Genomic DNA, 17,099 nt, shown 5'->3' on the forward strand with positions numbered 1-17,099 from the left:
CCGCCGCACTTTATTCTGGAATAAGGTGCGCCCTCTTTTCACGGAACGTTTGAAAGACCACTCATGCTGACCTTCGTCACGATCATCCACGTCCTCGTGTGCGTGTTCATGATCTTCGTCATCTTGCTGCAGCCGGGTAAGGACGCCGGCATGGGCTCGGCGCTGGGCGGCGGCGCGGCCACGAGCGCCTTTGGCGGCCGTGGCGCGGTGACGTTCCTGAGCAAGCTCACGGGCGTCTGCGCGGCGATGTTCTTCTTCACGTCGCTGGGCCTGTCGATGGTGGGCCTGAAGTCCTCGGTGGCCGAGGGCGGTTCGGTGGCGAAGCCTCCGGCGGCCGCGGCTCCCGCGGTTCCGGGCGCCGAGCAGTCGACGCCTCCGGCGGCCTCGGGCTCCGAGCAACCTCAGGGTGCGGCTCCGGCCGCACCGGCGGAGGGCCAGCAGGCTCCCGCGCCGACTCCGGCTCCGTAAGAGCCCCGTTGTTCAAATCCGGAGCACGCAGCAGTGAGAAACTCGTTGCGTGGTCCGGTGCGGTGATGTAAACGGTCCGCGCAGCAACGCCCAGGTGGTGGAACTGGTAGACACACCATCTTGAGGGGGTGGCGCCGAAAGGTGTGCGGGTTCGAATCCCGCCCTGGGCACAGTCAGAAGGCTCGTAATCCTCCGGGGTTACGGGCCTTTTGCTTTTCTAGCTTCCTGTCATTGCCCCTGTATTGCCCCTCTCCAGCATGGGGCCGTCCAAGAGCTTCACGGCGTCCTGCTTCACCTGGGGACTGAGATGGGCGTAGCGCATCGTCATTTCGATGGTGGCGTGGCCCATCAGCTCCTGGATGACCTTCATGGGGACGCCCCTCATGGCGAGGTGGCTTCCGTAGGTGTGGCGCAGGTCGTGCCACCCGATGGTCCCCTTCTGTCGCCTGATGCCCGCCCGCTTCAGCGTGGTGATGAGCAGGTGGTCCATCATCCCAGGGGTGAGGTGCTCCCCGTTCTCCTGGCAGAAGACGAAGGGGCCCCGGAGGTGCCGGTGTGCCCTGAGTGCCTCCACGACGGATTGGGGGAGGTCCACCGTCCGAGTGCTGCCGCTCTTCGGCGTGCCCTCGATGCCTCGCCAGATGGTCCGCTTGACGTGGAGCTTGGCGCGGACGAAATCGAGGTCCGTCCACTGGAGCCCGATGAGCTCCCCTTGTCGCAGACCCGTCTTGGGCGCTGTCGTCAGGAGGGCTACGTCTTGGGGGGCAGCGGACGCGATGAGCTGGTCAACCTCGTCGAAGGTGAGGAAGTCGTAATCGGGCTTCGCCACCTTGAAGAGCTTCACGTCTGGGGTGTGGGCCAGGACGTTCTGCGCTTTGGCGAGGTTGAGGAGCTTGCTTAGTACGGCCAGGGCGTTGTTGATGGTCTTCAGGCTCAAGGTCTTCGACGTGCGGACCTTGCGCCTCCGAAGGGCTCTTGTGGACGGCGTGTCCGAGTGCCCACTCATCCTCCTGGGCTTCTTCTTCATGGCGGCCTTGAACTCCTCGATTTCGGCTGGGCCGATGGCATCGAGCCTCATCTCCCCGAAGTACGGGGTGAGGTGGTCGTCCAAAATCTGCCGCTTGCTCACGACACTGGAGTGCTTGTTGTTGTTCTCGGAGTAGGTGAGGAACCGCGCCGTGAAGTCCTTCAATCTCGGCGCCTTCTTGGCCTCCTCGGTCGTTTCGGGCTCCCTCTCCTTCCTGAAGGTCCCCATCAAGAGGGCGGCGCGGATGTCTCGTTCGTACTGCTCGGCACCGCGACGGGTGTTGACCGGGCTGTCCTTGCGGACGCGCTCGACTTCCCCGCTCGCGTGCCTGAACTTGATATCCACGAACCACACTTGCTGATTCCTTCCGTCCTTGTCGGTGTACTTCCGCTGTCTCACGCTCATGAGTGCTTCTCCTTGAGCGCAGGACCGCCTTGACCCACGGGCGAACCTACCAGGACTGCGCGGAGAATTCGGAGGGTCCTCCCGATGCGGACGACCCCCGGCACCTGTCCGAGCCGAATGGCCTCGTAGAGCGTCTTCCGATTCACGCGCAGTAACGCTGCGGCCTCGTCCACGGTGAGAAACGAGGGGGTGTCTTCCTGGCTCTGGGGTGTGGTCTCGGTCATGGCTATCTCGGGAAGACCTTCCGGGGCGTGAGGCGACCGAGGGCGTGAAGCCCAATGCCGATGGCGTCCCAGACGTTGTGGTGGAGGGCGGAAGAGGAGGGCAGTTCGACGCGCAGGTGTTCGGAGGCATCGAGGCGCTGTTTGATGCGCTCGATGAACGCGTCCGCGTCCAGCGTGCCCTTCCAGTCTCGCGGGTGGACAGACCGACGAGTCGCGACGTTGGGCAGGTAGCCACCGAGCATGCCCACGACGCCCGAGAGCTGGATGAGGTCGTTCTGGTCGCCCTTCTGGTGCGCGGCGGCGTAGACGCGAGGCATCTCGATGATGAGCTGGTAGGACTCATCGCCCAGGCGAGGCTGGAGCCATCCGCGAACCGCCAGGGCCATGGAGGCCCACGAGGACGGGGACAGCTCTCCTCCTTGGGGCTCGGGGTTCTTCGGCAAGCCCGCGGCCAGGAGCGTTGCGCTTCCGCCACCCGGCACATCGAACAAGGCGACACCGCAATGCCGGAGGCCGGGGTCTATGGAGACGAGCTTCGCAGCGCGGTGCTCGGAGGGACCTTCAGGACGGGGACATGTGCTCACACCTCTCCTGATGGGGACACTTTCCGAGACTGGTCACGCCGCCTTCGTGTCGGGCTCCCAGACCACCAGCCGCCCACTGGAGTCGCGCACCGTGGCCGCGTCCTTCGAGAGAACCCGCGACAGGGCAGGCTCGGCTTCGATGGCGCCCGCCAGGTCCGGCGTCACTTCTCGCATGGCTTGCCTCATGATTTCGGACATGCGCTCGGCGGAGTCGTGGAGCCGGTTGGGGCAGTCCGCGCGCAGCTCCGCTACCAACTCGTCATGCACCATGAGGACAAGGCGCGAGCCCCAGAGTGGTGAGCGGCGGTCCGCGTACATCTCCCGCGACACGCGCCAAGTGGCCAGCTTCGCACCCACGGCACCGAGGCCCTGGAAAGGGGTGTTGAGCCACTGGGTATAGCTGCAACCGCCACGGAGGATGTTGGCGCCCGGAATCATGGCGTCCACGAGCTGACCGTTGCGCGTAAGGGCACTGGCCTGGCCGAAGAGGGCGCGCTGCTCGGGCCACGCATCCAGCCACCGGTTGCCGTAGTGGCGTGACACCTCGACGCACGCGGCGCAGACCATCTTCACCTTGCCCTGGACGCGCACGGGAACGCGCTCCACTCCGCACGTCTCCGCGACCTTGGCCAACAGGCAGAACCGGACACCGTCCTTGGCGCGTGCCTGGTACGCCATGCCGCCAGCTCCGAGGCCGCCGCCCTTGCCGAAGTTGAAGATTTTGGCGAGCGAGCGGAAGGCGGTGGCCGTGGGCTCCTTGGCCTTCACGCGCGGCAGGAGGTCTTCGTAGTTCTCCCCCAGGAACGTGGCTGCCGCCGAGGTGTGGACGTCTTCCTTGGCCAGTAGCGCATCGGCCATCCGCGAGTAGCCCACGTCCCAGATGGCTCGCTGGGCCATGGTGCGCAGCTCGAGGCCGCCGTAGTCCACGGAGCAGAACACGTAGCCGGAGCGGGCCTCATGGCACTCACGCACGCCCCCTCGTTGCGGGAGCTGTTGGTAGTCGCTGGAGACGCGTGTCGTGGACACGAGCACGTTGAAGCGCGGGTTGAGGGGCGTGGTGGTCCCTGCCTCCAGCTTGTCCAGGTAGGTGGAGCGGTACTTGTCCACCTTGCCGGACTTGCCCAGTTCCTCAAGCAGCGCATCGCCCGAATCCAGGAGGGTATCCCTGTCGGTGGCCACCTGCCCCTCGGGGAAGCGAGGCGAGGGAGGGGTGACAGGTGGCGTGTCGTTGTAGGCGGTGGTGACAAGCTGGGCGAGGCGCTTTGCGTCCTTTGATCCGCTGGCGCGGAAGATACCGGCATCCCGGAAGCGAGCGCGGTTGGCTTGCCAGTCCTTCTCGACACGGTTGCGCAGATCCTCGACGCGACCGGCATGTGTGCGCAGGCCCCAGATTGAGGCGAAGTGGAGCGCGAGGGCGGCGCGGACCTGGTCCGCTTCGGCGTGGAGGTTGCCGCCATTGGCGACACTGGCTGCAGCCCGTACTTGGGACAGGTGGACGTCCAGCGTGTAGCAAGCGTCGCGCAGCGGGTACTTCACGGCGCCCTCGGGCCACTGCTCCAGCGGCACGCCATCCAGCTCTCCGTACCGAAGACGCCAAGAGTCGGGGGCGTACTTGTCGGCGGAGATGTCGAGGCCAAGGTGGCGCTTCACCAGGAGGGCCAGCGGGTAGCGGGCCCCTTCATCGTCACCGAGTGGGCGGCCCGTCTCCGGGTCCACGCCATGGAGACCCCGGGCAATGTCCAGAAGGGCCTCGCGGATGGCCACGTCATGGAAGCGGCCCGCCTCGGCGGCGGCGAACACGTCGTCCACCAGTCGCGGGTCATCCGCGCACATGACGCCTAGGTCGTAAGCGAGATTGGCTCCCGTCAGGTGAACGCCCGGTGAGCGGAGGGCTTCGCGGAACCACGTGCGTGCCTGGGCGGGGGAGAGAAGCCGCTCACTGCCAGGGGCTTCCTGGGCGATGGACGCGCAGACGAGCGGCGGCGCAAGCAGTCCAGGCTGAATCGGATAGGTCTCGGTGTCGAAGCTGAAGAGGACGGGCACAACACCGAAAGGCCCGTGACGTGGGCCAGCCGGGCGCCCCTTGAGAGAGCGCCAAGAGGTTGCAGAGGGTGGAGTGGGGCAGCCGTCAGGCCAGGGCGTCAGTGAGCGGCGGGAGCTTCGCGGTGGCGCGCTTGGACTCGATGGCGGCCAGCTCCGCGTCCGTGGGGCTCACGTTGCTCCAGCGGTAGCCCTCGATGACCTTGCCGGGGCGTCCGTCCTTCTCCGGGAGCGTCTTGGGGAAGACCTCGCAGTCCACGAGGAGGAAGGCTCCGGCCTGCTTCGCCTCGGTGAACTTGGCGATGAATCCGGGCGTGACTTCGTGCTCCTCGGCACCAGCAAGGGCCATGAGGAAAGCCTTGAAGCGCCCGCCTCCGTTCTTCTTCGTGTCGGAGAGGTTCTCCACGTAGCTGGTGACGAGGCCGGGCCGCGTGGGCTCGGTAGCCTGGGTCCTCTCGGACGTCACCACCTTCACTTCAGCAATGGCAGACAGGCCCTTGAAGCCGTCCTTGGTGCGGATTGACTGGACCTCCAGGCGGTAGCGTCCTGACCTGAGGTACTGTGCGCCGACGGCGGCCTGGGCGGTGGCGATGCGTGCATATGCGGCGTTGCTCATGTCCCGTGTTCCCATTCGAGTCGTGGGGCGTCGTAAGGACGTCCTCGTCTTCTCTTATGGGGACGCTTTCTGGGAGCGGACCACAGGCTTTATGGGTCACAGTGAACCAGCGCCCCAAAGTATGTGTCATATCGGCTATAGGGGCAAGCGCAGCCGAGGCTACGTCAACGTGGCGGATAGCGACGCTCGAAGTATGAGGAGCGCCTTGGGCGAGAATCCGGAATGAACCACAGCCTTGCCTTCATTGGTGACTTCGCAATGATAGTTTTCACCCCCAAGGCTGCATGAAAACTCTGCGCGATCCATGGTGATTGAGTGTGGCTTTGAGAAAGCAGATATGTGGCGCCTGATGTCCGATGTCCCCGAGAGTTCAATTCTGGCTGAAACAGAATTGGAGAGTGTGAGATCGGAAAGGCGTGCCGAGATAACGACGATATTGTCGATCTCGGTTTCGAGTTTTGAAATCCAGTCAGAAACTCGCGCACGAGCAGGTTCAATATAGATCGCCCCTCCAGAATACTCCCATAGTCGCTCAAGGAATGCCCTGGAAGTACGGAGAGGGTTGATGAGTTCGATGGCAGGGGTTGTTGTGCCAATGCGAAAATAAGTTTGTCTGTATTCGGTGCGCCGGAATTCTTGAGTTTGACCGAAAGGGTCTTCAATGGACTCGATAGATTCGACCCTTTCTATGAACGTACCTTCAAGTAAGTCACGACGTACGTGGCGCATTTTGAACCCAGATTCACCTCCTGGACCGAATGGCGATCCAAGCATTCTCTCGCCCAGCCTCTTGATGAGGGGCATGTCAATGTTTGAGATAAGCCATCGAACGCGTGTCCCCATGCTAAGCTCGTGATCCAGCTGCGGCTGGAGCGGCAAGAGCTTCCGTTCTTGCTGTTGCTGTCGAAGTAATCATGCGTAGCGCTACTCGTGCGGCCTCCTCTATGAGAAGTGACAATTCTCCCTTGTCGCTTTCCTTTATGGGGGTGATAGTCTTCTTCCAATAGCCATCCTTTCGCGGCTCGCGTGTGCCCTTGAGCGCGTATCTGAAGTTGGTTGCGCTTTGAGGGTTTCCGAACTCGGCTTCGAAGATGATCTGCTGCGGCGCGCCTTTCTCTCGCTCTACAATCCAAACGGCGTGGCTGATGAAGAATTCGTCGTGCGTCAAGTCCTGGTAATGTTTTGTCTGCAAGAGATTCTCCCCCTTGATCCAGGATTTGACTACGCCCGTCATTTTGATGTCTTCACGGGTTCTTACTCGCTCGATGCCTTCGGGTGGCTCGTCGGAGTTTCTTTCATCATCTGGATTTGTTCCAAGTTTATCCACGCTGACGTCGGTGACGTTTGAGAGTTTGTAGCCTCGCACCTGTTTCATGAGGGCAAGAAAGAAGGCGGTGCGATCCTGTGGAGAGCGAATGCCAGAGAGTTCAATGCGAGCTTGTTCTACCTTGTTGCCAGTTTTCTTTTCAATTGCGGTAGATATTGCGGAAACTATCTCCTCGGCTTTCTTGTTGGCCTCGTGCCGGATATGTAGTCCGTCGTCTTTAGTCTCGACGTGGATTACCAGTTTTCGTTCGCGTCGTTGCTCAAGTCTGCTGCGCGCAGGGTCTGGTACCTCCGAGTAGGTGACTTCGACAGAGATTGCGTTCGGCGATTGTGTGATTCGATATGCCTCGCTCCCGTCTTCTTGTCGTGTGTTTGAAATGTGGTTCAGGATATTGGAGAGCTGGGGGGTGGTGATTTTGGATGTGAGTACTGAGCTTGTGGTTTTCTCTGTTCTATCGGTGGTGTGGATTAGGTCGTAGAGTTTCGAGAGATTCGGCCAGTCAAATGTTAGGCTGGAGATGAAGTCGGCAAGCTCGTCGTATGAATCTACATGGGAGAGGAAGACTCCTCGCGAGCGAGCTAGTTCAAGCAATTCGCGCTTGGTTACGGTCTTTTGATGGTTCTGCAGGAGGTCGTAGATGTCTTTGTCGTCTGCGTAGTAAAGCGAGTTCTTGGCGAATCTAGTCATCGGACATCCCGATTTGAAGTGCGCTGAATTGAGCTACTATCGTGTTGGGCTTCTCGAACTTTATCTGGGAGAGCAGGGAGTGGATGTGAGTGCCCATGGGGATTCCGTAGGCGTATGTTTCGACTGCTGCCTTGCAGATGCTGTTGGCTCCGAGAACGGCATTGGGAAGCCTGAGGTGTATCTCCGTGTCCTCGTCGATCAATTGATAGCGAAATAGGTAGTCGAAGATGTACTTGAATTCGTCGACACTCTCTCCTCGTCCGCGACCATAGATGACGAGCCCCTTTGTCTTGTCTGCTGGTTGGGGGCGCTTGAAGGTGTAGACCTGCCAGGGGGCTGTGAAGGCTTGGATGGTGAGTGCTGATGTATGCTGTATGCGGGCTCTTCTTCGGATTAGATGTGGGTAGAAGAAGAGGCATTCGTTCGGATGTGTAAACAGTCCATCGAACGCTAGGTTTTTCATGTCGTGAACTAGGTTTAGCGCGTGGTTAATGTCGCTGGGGCCAAAGACAAAGATTTTGAGTTCAGGGGCTATGTCAATGGAGCGTTGCTCAATGCCCTGTAGAACGGCCTCGAATTCGGATTCGTACTCGTTGTCGTGGTTGTAGATGAATAGCAGCCCGATGGTTGTGGCGGGAACTCCTTCGGGTATGTACTTGCTCTGCCAGTCGGCGCTCCTTCGAGCGCAATCTGTGGATTTCGATAGATCGTTGATTGCCTCAATGATCTTGTATTTGGTGATGGTGTTCTTTCCGTAGCTCTTGAGGTCTGTGTTGATGAAGATCGTCTGGTTGCTGTATGGGTCTTCGTAGCGATAGACGACGTCGGATGGATGGGTTCCTCGGCCTTTGGTAGTTTGGTGCTCTGGGGTGACGCATTGCCAATCTACGTTGTGAGGAGGGATGGTCCTCCATCCAAGAGGAGTGAAGATCTCTTTGGAGATCTTTTCAGCCATCCTTTGTGTGTTGACATTCTCCCCCATGGTTCTGCCTTCCTCCTGTTGGTTTTCGGCGCAAAAGAGCTAGGCCGAACAACCGAGATGCGTGTTCAGGAGGCAACTGTAGTGGCGTCCCCTAGGGGGGTCTAGGAAGGAGTCGTCAGTGGGCTGGGGCCTTTCTTACCCGGCGCAGTCGATTGGGGGTTGATCTGATCTTGCCATGAGTATTTTCTGGGACTGACCATCGGTTTGTTGAATGAACCGCGCTCGTTCAAGAGCCGTGCCGAACGCGGCGGCGTAGTCCTGCGAATGCAGGCACACCTCCACCTCGACAACCTGTGCCTGCTGACCTGGCCGATGCGTGCGCGCAAGGAGTTGCTCCCATGCGGCGCCGTCCGAGGGCGGCGTCACCACGAGGTTTCGAGAGAACTGCTGGAGGTTCTTCCCCGTGGCGTGTGCCTTGATGCTCGCCACGATGGAGCGCCTCCCTGTCTCCCGGAGGATGTCCTCGGACGCGACCGTGCCCCCGCCGTAGAACGGCACGCCTGCTTCCTTGGCGATGCGTTCCCCCAGCTCCGGATACTCGACCCAGACGATTCCCACGCGTGAGCGCGCCCACTCCGCCGCGTCCTTCACCAGAAAATCCGACACCCAAACGGCCTGGGGCTCGGGCTGCACGGCTGCATGAATCTCCGTCCACTCCGGCCACGTTGCCGCATGCCACACGGGTTTGTCCCCTTCGTAGGGCGGCGACATGTGCGCGCGGAGGGCTGCCTTGGTGAGCAGCCCCGGTGAGTCCAGGTGCTCGCGGCGCTTGCCCTTGAGTTCCTCCCACACCTCCTTGTTCCATGCCTTGCGCCGCGCGAACCACTGCTCAATCAGCTCGTGCGGCTCGCCTCGTGGATAGCGCCAGCGATGATAGAAGCCCGCTGAGAGCTGCCGCGCGCACGCCACAGCTTGGAGCTGCTCCTGGAATTGCTCTCCGTCCGGACGCTCGCCCGCGTGCGCCAGCTCGATGAGCGCGAAGAGCTGCGCGGGCACGGGGCCTACCTTCCGCTCTCGGATGATGAGCGGCTTGTCCAGGGCGCTCTCTTCGGTGGCCACCACTCCGGACGTGGCGTTGCGGCGGCGCTGGAAGCCCTCTCGGACGTGCTCTCCCGGCTCGCACAGTCGCTCAAGTGCCCCGGGTAGAGCCACCACCTTGCCCGGGTCCAGGGCTGTCCCCCATTCCTCCACGACGTGGTGCGCGAGCGGCAATGGAGAGCCCTCGCCCAGCGCCAGCCGCGACAGGTGCGCGTAGTCCTTGATGCTCTTGGACGCGAAGGTGCCGGACAAAGCCACCAGCCGCGTCCGTGGATGCTTCTCGAAGTAACGGAGGAAGCGGCCGGTGCGTGACGCCTTCGGGTCCTTGAGGTTGTGGGCTTCGTTGAGGATGACCAGGTCTGGGCGAATACGCTCCAGGAGGTCCGTGGCCTCCTGGCTGGAGAGCTTGTTGTACGTGACGACGTGCAGGACGGGCAGACCCACGCGGAACCACCGGCCACCCGCGAGGTTCGGCAACTTCCAGTGCGCGCCGTAGTAGCCCCACTCGGACTCGAACTGGGGCAAGAGGCTAGCGGGAATGAAGAGGACGGCCACTCGACAGCCCGGCATCACCATGGGCATGAGGAGGGTGGTCAGCTCCTTCCCGTGGCCGGTGCCGATGGGCCCGAGGAGTCCACCGACGCGCGAGGCTTCGAGGAGAGCCTGGGCCTGGACCCGGCGCAATCGCAACGGGCACGGACGCGGTGGGGACATGCTCGCGCAGTTGCACTGTGGGGACGGCGAGCGGAGCGCGGCCTCGAGCGCCTCGACATCCGCCGCCGTGTACGACGCGGCTAAGTCTCGCCGTGGCAACGCGAGGATGCGGCCGAGGTCCGCCGAGTAGCCCACCGGAGAGCGCCCATAGACCTGAGCTGTTGTCAGGGGCGGCGGACCCGGTTGGCTCGGCGGGACAATGGAGGGCGTGACGCCTAGACGTTCAAGCAGCCGCATCCCAGCCCCGGTCAGCGAGCACCGCGCACGAAGTCACCCGGCCCGCACAGGGGCTCCAGAGCTTCCACTGCGATTTGCAGGAGCTCCGAGTGGGCAAGGCCAAGGGCCGCATACGCGCCCGGGGCGGGAGGCGTGCTGCGGATGGCCATGGCCAACGCGCCCTTCCACTTGCCGAACCCTAGCGCGCTCTCCGCCCCTGCGAATCGCAGGTCCTCGACGCCTCCGGCCTCGCTAACCTGGGACGCCACGTTGGACACGTACTCCGCGAGGGAGGCGGCGGGCATGTTGGGGACGCAGTCCACGAACAGGCGCAGGCGCTCGCTCTGGAGGCTCGTGGCCATCGGGACGATGGTCGGGGACTCTTGGTGATCGCCGGGCGCGGCGGGGGCCTTGGGCTTGCGACCACGCCGCTTCGGCGCGCCATCCGTGGAGATGGTGGGCGAAGCGACAGGGGCATCCGGGGGCAGCACGGCGGCCACTTCGGCACCCGGGCAGGACACATGCAGCACGTCCCCCGAGCGGAGCTTGCTCGTGTTCTCCGGCGTGAGCGTCGCGCCGCACCTGTCGCACGTCCCAAGGGACTCGGCGGGGGCGGCGGAAGGGGGCGGGGCGAGCGGGAGTTGCGCGGCGGTGTCGGGGGCCTGGTTCTTGAGGATGAGGCGATTCATCAGGGACACGGTGGGACCTCCTGAAAGGCACTTCTCTTTGAAGGGGCACCCGCCGAACTTCTCGCAGGCACCGAAGTTGGGAGGCGCGTCCGCGCTGCGCGTGGCTCGGGCCACTTCGCGCATGCGGCGCACCATGGGGACAACCTTCTCTGTCCATTCGTGCGTGACGTGCTCGGTGCTCGTCCTGGCGAGGACGCTCTCTGCACGTCGCGCGCCGCGCGTCTGGAAGTAGAGGTGCTCCAGCTCCAGCACGCGGACACTAGGGAATCGCTCAACTGAGAGAGCTGCCCAGACGCCGTAGCCCACCATCTGCAAGCCGGCCTCGGTGCTCGCGTCCACCAACTGCGCGGGCGTGGCCCCGTAGCGAGCCACGTGGGACGAGAACTTGTGGTCCGTGACGCGCAGCACTCCATCCGCGAGTCGACGCGGGTTGATGAGGTCGATGTGCCCGATGAAAGGGACTCCATCCGCCGACAGGGGAGAGGGCGTGCCGAAGGACTCCTCAACCAGAAGGTCCGAGCCCGGCGTCGGAAGCAGATGATGGCCAGCGCGCGCGATGTCGCCGAGGACGTCTTCTCCCGTGCGTAGGTAGTGCTCCAGTTGTGCGTGCCCCTTGATGCCCAGGGCTTGCGCCTTGGATTCAGGCTCGGGCAGTCGCAACACCTTCGCGAAGTACCAGCTGCGCTGACACAGGCTGAATTGCTTCAGCTGCAAGATGGAGAGGAAGTTGATAGCACCCCCGTCCACCGCACGGCGGCGGGGTGCCTCGAGCTGCGCGGCATCAGCCTCCATGGTTCGCCTCCGCCGAGACGAGGGTCTGCCGAGCAATCTCGACGTAGGGGGCGTGTTGCTCAATTCCGACGACGGAGCGCCCGGCTTTCAGCGCCGCGGCCCCTACGGTGCCCGAGCCGAAGAACGGGTCCAGGATGATGTCTCCCTGTCGAGTGATGTAGCGCACCCACCAGTCACAGAGGACCTCGGGAGTTGCCGCACCGTGGCCCTTGGCGCCGCCACTGGAAACGCTGTTGGAGTTGGGAATCGGCAAGAGGTTGTATGGGGTGACGCCACCGCGCTCCGCGACGGTGTCGGCAATTCTCCCCGCCCGGACGGACAGCCCAGAGGGAGACACGCGGAGAGCTCGGTTGGCGTGCTTGACCCGAGCCATGGCCTCGGAGGGCGTCCACAGGACGGCATCCTGGTTTCGGTAGCACGTGGGCGCACCGAGCCAGACGCACGCCTTTACCGAGGGACGCATGAGCCCATTCTTTCGCTGGCAACTCCCCGTGGGTGGGGTGCTGACGTTCCACCACCAGACGTCTTGGACGAGGTTCCACTCCCGAGACGTCCAGGCCATGAACTCGAAGAGCCATGGCCGCATGCGCCCCACGTGCTCGCTGTTGGGCTGCAAGATGAAGACGGCGGAGCCCGATGGCTTGAGCACCCGCCGCACCTGGCCAACGACAGCGCGCATGAGCTCGTGCCAGTCGGGCTCCGATAGCCGCCCGTACTCGCGGTTGATTTCCGCGTAGGGCGGGTCGGTGATGATGGCGTCGACGCTTCCCGAGGGAAGCGACGCCATCACCTCGACGCAGTTGCCGGAGAACAGCGTGGCGTGGTGGGTGTCGTGAACAGGCTTCACCTCCCCTCAATGGGGGCGGTGGCCAGCGGTGGCGGGCTTTTCCTCCGGTGCGTTGCGCAGCGCCTCGGGAACAACCCAGACACGGCGGCGCACTCCAGACACGCACTGAATCCGGTTTCGGAAGCCCAAGTCTCTCAGGACGCTGGCAATCTCCCTGTCTGTCGCCGCGTTGAGCTGCCCCTTCGGGACACCGAGGGCCTCCTCCGCCACCTGGAGCAGCGGGACTTCTGCCGGACGCCGCGCCGGGGACATCCGCGTGAGCCACTGGACGATGGCGTCCCTCTTTCCGTCGTTGGGCGTCTCGCTGCGCTCCTTGGCCTGGGCCTCGGCGCGCTCGGCCTGGTCCTCGGTGAGCCACCATTGCTCGCCCTGGTGGAAGCGCACCACGGCTTCCGCCCAGAGCTGGGCGCGGTCCTGCTTCAGTGCCGCGATGTCGATAGAGGTGCAGCGCACCGGCCACCAGCGGCGGTAACCACTGGGGTCATTGCGGAGGTACTCCTCGCTGTTGGTGGTGCCCACGAGGACGCAGCGGCGCGGCGTGCGCACCGTCACTCGGCCATAAGGGGGCCGGTAGATGTCCTCGTTACGCGAAACGTAGGCCTTGAGGGCCTGGACGTCGGCGGCGCGCCGCACCGTCTCCAGTTCGGCCATCTCCTGAACCCAGAACTGAGAGGCGAGCGCAGCCGAGTCCTTGTTGCCGATGTCGAGTGGCGCATCGCTGAACCACTCACCCGCGAGGATGCGGAAGGCGGTGGACTTCTGGAGGCCTTGGGGGCCTTCGAGGATGAGCACCGTGTCCACCTTGCATCCCGGACGCAGTGCGCGGGCCACGGCGCTGATGAGCCATTTGGGGCCGATGGTGCGGAGGTGCTCGGTGTCACCTGTCGCGCCGAGGTAACGCTCCAAGAAGGTGTCGATTCGCGGCTTACCGTCCCAGACAAGCCCCTCCAGGTAATCGCGCAGCGGGTCATAGGCGTTCTGCCTTGCGACAATCCGCAAGACTTCGCGAACATGAGAGGGTTTGGGGTTGAGGCCGAGGCGGCCGTATTCGCTGTTTTGGAACCAGACCGCGATTTCGCTGTCCAGCTCGTCTGGGCGGACATCCGCACGCAGAGGGCTGCCCGACAGCTCGAGCTCCTTCGTCACCTCGTTGAAGCGCAGCGCTCCTCGCCACTCGGGCGCATGGAGGAGGACGGTGTAGATGTTCGCCTCGAGGTTGCGCAGCCGCGTCTCCTCCCGCGTCTCGTAGGTGACGAGCTGCTTCATCCATTCATCTGGGTCCGCTTGTCCCTCGTCGGTGGGCGTCAGTTCCGAGGTGGAGGTGATGGCGCGGGTTGAGATGCCAAGGCGCTCCCAGAGTGCCTGGTGCTCGACGAGGCGCTTTGCATCGCGCTCCGTCTTCCGGACTCGTGCGCGGTGCAGCTTCTTCAGTGCTTCGGAGATGAGGTGCTCGGTGCCTTGCTCCCAGTCCGTTGCGGCGTAGCAAGGCCGCAGGAGCTCGACAATGGCCGCGTCCGGCGTGTCAGTGGGCAGGCAGAAGGCCACCGTGCTCATGAGTTGCTGGAGTGTGGTGTCCTGGCTCCCTCGTGGCGCGAGGGGCTGACCGCGAAGCACGCGACCAATGAGCGCCTTGTTCTCAGGACGCGCGTGGCGTCGCAGCAGCGAGCCGAGGTGGTGCTGGTCCGTGGTGGTAGAGGCCGCGTCCATGGGCGCGGACGGCGCCGAGGGGGAGGCGGTGACGGGCAGTCCCGCGCGTGCGGAGGCCAGCAACTCGTCGACGTCGAGAGGGCGTCCATCGGTGCTCTCCGCGAAGGGCTCGGCGCCTTCGGGGGCGTCTGGCAGGTAGTAGAGGCGTGACAGGTCCTTCGTCGCGGGGTCAGCGGGGACGCGCAGCAAGGCGAGGGCGGCGGTGCGCACTGCGGGCCACTCGCGAGGCAGCACGGGCCTGCTCAACGGCATGATGAGGCGAAGGCAGTAGTCAGGGGGCCGATGGCTGTGGGTGGAGTGAAGGGCGAAGGCGTAGCCACCTCGCTCCAGCTCATCGAGAGGGGCGAGTTGTTCGGCGGTGAGGTGGTCCAGGTCGAAGACGGCCAGCGTCACCGCGCGGACGTTCTCGTTGCGCCGTCTCTCGGAGATGTCGACAGGGCTCCACGCGGGCCCATTCTTGGCGGGGCATCGGCTGGGGCAGGGAGACTGAGGGCACTGGCTTCGGCGGTGAGTGGTGAAGAGGGCGCGCAGCTGCGGCCAGGTGACATCCTCGACACGCGGCACGTTGTCTTGCGCGGACTCGTAGAAGGCGACTCTCATGGTTGAAGTGTCCTTTCGTGGAGGTGTGAAGCGTGCCGCCGTGGCGCTGCGCGGACGTCATGGGGCCTCCCTCCAGGTGTATGGGGGCGCTTTCGTGCATGTTTCAGAAATTGGCGTGCGTGCGTGAAGTGCCGACACACATGCACCACACGAACGGCTCCATTTCCTATAGCTCTATAGGGGGTACGCGCGCGTACGCGCGGCTACTAGTCTTCTCTTTCTCTCTATGAAGAGAAGGAGAAGTGGTGTGATGAGTGTGTGGTGGTTGGGCTTGCTCTGGTGGGGCCAGTCCATGCCGCTAGCCAAGCATTCGGTGGTTTCTGTTTCATGAGCCACGCGCGGAATGTGTCCCCATTGAAGAAGGCGATGGCACTCCGCACCGCAATGCCCCTCTGTCGCGCACCTCTTGTCAGTTCCGCCATGTTCCATGCGTCGCGCGGCGCTGGCTTCGCTTCGCCATTGAGCGACGGAGCCCGGCAGCCCGGGATGTCGATGTCTTATTCTTGCTTGTCGAGAGTCTGCCTTCGGTGAATCCCTCTTCGCGTTTGGTGAAATGGCAGATGTCTTGCTCTGTCTCGTGTTTTCACTTGTGTCATCGGCATGGCTTCTCGCGCCTGTCTCAAGTCGAAGGGGGAATCAATGCAGTGCCGTGGTAGTCGCCCGTCGCAGCCGACCGAGGGAAGCCGCAGCGTCAAGGACGGTCGCACGCTGAAGCAGTCTCAGATGAGGGATGTCCCATCCACGCTGGCGCTCGAGGTGGAGGGGTTGGCGCTGGAGATTCTTCGGCTCAACGAAGAGGGCTCGCGCTTCTCAGCACGGCGTCTGTCGGATGAGCTGCTGCGGCGCATGGCACCTGCGCTTCGCGTGCTGGCGCGGCGCTTCGCGAAGTCGCGCGGCACGTTGGGCGAGAATGACCTCGTCCAGGTCGCGAGCATCGAAGTCTTCAAGGCCCTGGGGACGTACCTGCCGGAGAAGAAGGGCGGCCAGAGCTTCCTGTCCTGGTCAACGTGGCGTGCGCGGCGCGCCCTGAAAGAGCATGTCCGGCTTCAGGCTGCGGACGTGCGTCCCTCGGATGCTGCCCAGCGGGGCCGAACCCGGAGCCGCACGGTGGTTGCGCCCGTCGAGGTCATCAGCCGGGACAGGCCCGAGGAGGCGCTTTCGGGGTCCGTGACGGAATCCCATGACGCGGCGTTGGCCATGGAATTCATGACGGTGGAGGAGCTGCTCTCCACGTGCGAACAGGTGGCGCGGCTGTACTATGCGCTGGCCGACATGGAGCCCGTGCTGCGCGAGCTGGTGTGCCGGGTCCATGGCCTGGGGCGCACGCGGCAAAGCATCCGCGATGTTGCCAGCGAGTGGGGTGTTCCGCGGTGGCGTCTCGATGCACTGCTGGCGCGTGCCCGCAGTCTCCTGCGCCGCAAGTTGGCGGAGAGGGGGAGCTGATGCCGGTGCTCGTCTCCAGACAGGGCGGGCTGTGCGCGGCGTGTGGCGCGCCCATCTTGGAGGGCGAGCGCATCGTCTACACGCTGGAGACAGGAGCGCGTCACCTCGCGTGCGAGGACAGGTCACCGGAGCTGCGTCGCAACCGGTACGCGGCCCGGTGCGCCCTCTGTGGCTTCCTGGTGCGCAAGGGGCGCGGGAGGCTGGACGTCACTGAAACGTGCGAGGACGGGGCCTTCTCGCGCGTCTGGCGGGTGTGCTGCTCGGACCTCATGGCCTGCAACGAGCGGCTGGCTCGGGTGGCTCGGTGAGATCTTGTCCTACATGTAAAAACCTGTGGCTGGACTTAGCGAGCCCCCCGGGTCCGGATTTTGGGCGCGGGCCCAATTCCTGTCTTGCTCGGCGGACCCCCACACTCGAAAAATCTTCTGAAAATCGCCAGGGCCCCCCGATGTGTCGGGCGTGACGCGACGAAATTACGCGCATCCGCCCCCATTCCCTTGAGGAATGGCACCTCCCTCCAAGCTGACCCCTGAGTTGCAGGCCGAAATCTGCGGCCACCTTGAGCGCGGCCTCTTCCGTCGCGCTGTGGCGGGCCTTGTCGGCATCAATGAACAGACTCTCTCGCGGTGGTTTCACCGGGGCGCGAACGAGAAGCGCGGCGCGTACCGAGACTTCCACCTCGCGGTCAGCGCA

General features: G+C 63.7%; 15 protein-coding genes and 1 tRNA gene. 4 read left to right on the forward strand and 12 right to left on the reverse strand.

All coding sequences use genetic code 11. From position 1 onward, the window contains the following. Positions 1-63 precede the first annotated feature (63 nt). Both secG and MYSTI_RS16045 read left to right on the forward strand, forming a co-directional pair. The gene (gene secG / locus MYSTI_RS16040; protein WP_015348815.1) at positions 64-468 is read left to right on the forward strand and encodes a preprotein translocase subunit SecG; all 405 of its coding nucleotides are present in this window, start codon (positions 64-66) and stop codon (positions 466-468) included. A gap of 88 nt (positions 469-556) precedes the next feature. Continuing rightward, positions 557-638 (forward strand) — tRNA-Leu (locus tag MYSTI_RS16045). A gap of 47 nt (positions 639-685) precedes the next feature. Here the strand turns inward: MYSTI_RS16045 and MYSTI_RS16050 are convergent. From MYSTI_RS16050 to MYSTI_RS16100, 12 genes are all read right to left on the reverse strand, one after another. After that, a complete protein-coding gene (locus MYSTI_RS16050) occupies positions 686-1,900 on the reverse strand; it encodes a tyrosine-type recombinase/integrase (RefSeq protein WP_015348816.1) in 1,215 nt (404 codons plus the stop codon). Next, the gene (locus MYSTI_RS16055) at positions 1,897-2,124 is read right to left on the reverse strand and encodes a helix-turn-helix domain-containing protein (protein ID WP_015348817.1); all 228 of its coding nucleotides are present in this window, start codon (positions 2,122-2,124) and stop codon (positions 1,897-1,899) included. The genes MYSTI_RS16050 and MYSTI_RS16055 overlap by 4 nt, the downstream gene beginning before the upstream one ends. A gap of 2 nt (positions 2,125-2,126) precedes the next feature. Further along, a complete protein-coding gene (locus MYSTI_RS16060; RefSeq protein WP_015348818.1) occupies positions 2,127-2,708 on the reverse strand; it encodes a hypothetical protein in 582 nt (193 codons plus the stop codon). 33 nt (positions 2,709-2,741) lie between these two features. Further along, positions 2,742-4,751 (reverse strand): DNA polymerase, encoded by a 2,010-nt coding sequence (locus MYSTI_RS16065; RefSeq protein ID WP_015348819.1) that lies wholly within the window; start codon positions 4,749-4,751, stop codon positions 2,742-2,744. Between the two features lie 85 nt (positions 4,752-4,836). After that, a complete protein-coding gene (locus tag MYSTI_RS16070) occupies positions 4,837-5,364 on the reverse strand; it encodes a hypothetical protein (RefSeq protein ID WP_015348820.1) in 528 nt (175 codons plus the stop codon). A gap of 159 nt (positions 5,365-5,523) precedes the next feature. Beyond that, positions 5,524-6,168 (reverse strand): hypothetical protein, encoded by a 645-nt coding sequence (locus MYSTI_RS43100; RefSeq protein WP_144370088.1) that lies wholly within the window; start codon positions 6,166-6,168, stop codon positions 5,524-5,526. 40 nt (positions 6,169-6,208) lie between these two features. After that, complete coding sequence (locus MYSTI_RS43105) at positions 6,209-7,378, reverse strand: hypothetical protein (protein WP_015348821.1); 1,170 nt, start codon at positions 7,376-7,378, stop codon at positions 6,209-6,211. Further along, entirely contained in the window at positions 7,371-8,360 is a 990-nt protein-coding gene (locus tag MYSTI_RS16080; protein WP_015348822.1) for a PD-(D/E)XK nuclease domain-containing protein, read from the reverse strand. The genes MYSTI_RS43105 and MYSTI_RS16080 overlap by 8 nt, the downstream gene beginning before the upstream one ends. A 135-nt stretch (positions 8,361-8,495) precedes the next feature. Beyond that, positions 8,496-10,112 carry a DEAD/DEAH box helicase family protein gene (locus tag MYSTI_RS16085; protein ID WP_233278287.1) on the reverse strand — a complete coding sequence of 539 codons (1,617 nt, stop codon included), beginning with the start codon at positions 10,110-10,112 and terminating at the stop codon, positions 8,496-8,498. A 248-nt stretch (positions 10,113-10,360) separates the two neighbouring features. Further along, positions 10,361-11,809, reverse strand: a complete 1,449-nt coding sequence (locus tag MYSTI_RS41785; protein WP_015348824.1) for a PD-(D/E)XK nuclease family protein — start codon at positions 11,807-11,809, stop codon at positions 10,361-10,363. Continuing rightward, entirely contained in the window at positions 11,799-12,656 is an 858-nt protein-coding gene (locus MYSTI_RS40775; protein WP_015348825.1) for a DNA-methyltransferase, read from the reverse strand. Before MYSTI_RS40775 ends, MYSTI_RS41785 begins: the two co-directional genes overlap by 11 nt. Positions 12,657-12,662: 6 nt before the next feature. After that, positions 12,663-14,963 carry a VapE domain-containing protein gene (locus tag MYSTI_RS16100; protein WP_015348826.1) on the reverse strand — a complete coding sequence of 767 codons (2,301 nt, stop codon included), beginning with the start codon at positions 14,961-14,963 and terminating at the stop codon, positions 12,663-12,665. Between the two features lie 723 nt (positions 14,964-15,686). On the opposite strand from MYSTI_RS16100, the gene MYSTI_RS16105 reads away from it, so the two are divergent. Beyond that, positions 15,687-16,406, forward strand: coding sequence for a sigma-70 family RNA polymerase sigma factor (locus MYSTI_RS16105; protein ID WP_044280526.1), 720 nt, complete (start codon positions 15,687-15,689; stop codon positions 16,404-16,406). Beyond that, the gene (locus MYSTI_RS16110; RefSeq protein WP_015348828.1) at positions 16,406-16,714 is read left to right on the forward strand and encodes a hypothetical protein; all 309 of its coding nucleotides are present in this window, start codon (positions 16,406-16,408) and stop codon (positions 16,712-16,714) included. Before MYSTI_RS16105 ends, MYSTI_RS16110 begins: the two co-directional genes overlap by 1 nt. The last annotated feature ends 385 nt before the right edge of the window (positions 16,715-17,099 follow it).

Source organism: Myxococcus stipitatus DSM 14675, from assembly GCF_000331735.1.
GTDB classification, from domain to species: domain Bacteria; phylum Myxococcota; class Myxococcia; order Myxococcales; family Myxococcaceae; genus Myxococcus; species Myxococcus stipitatus.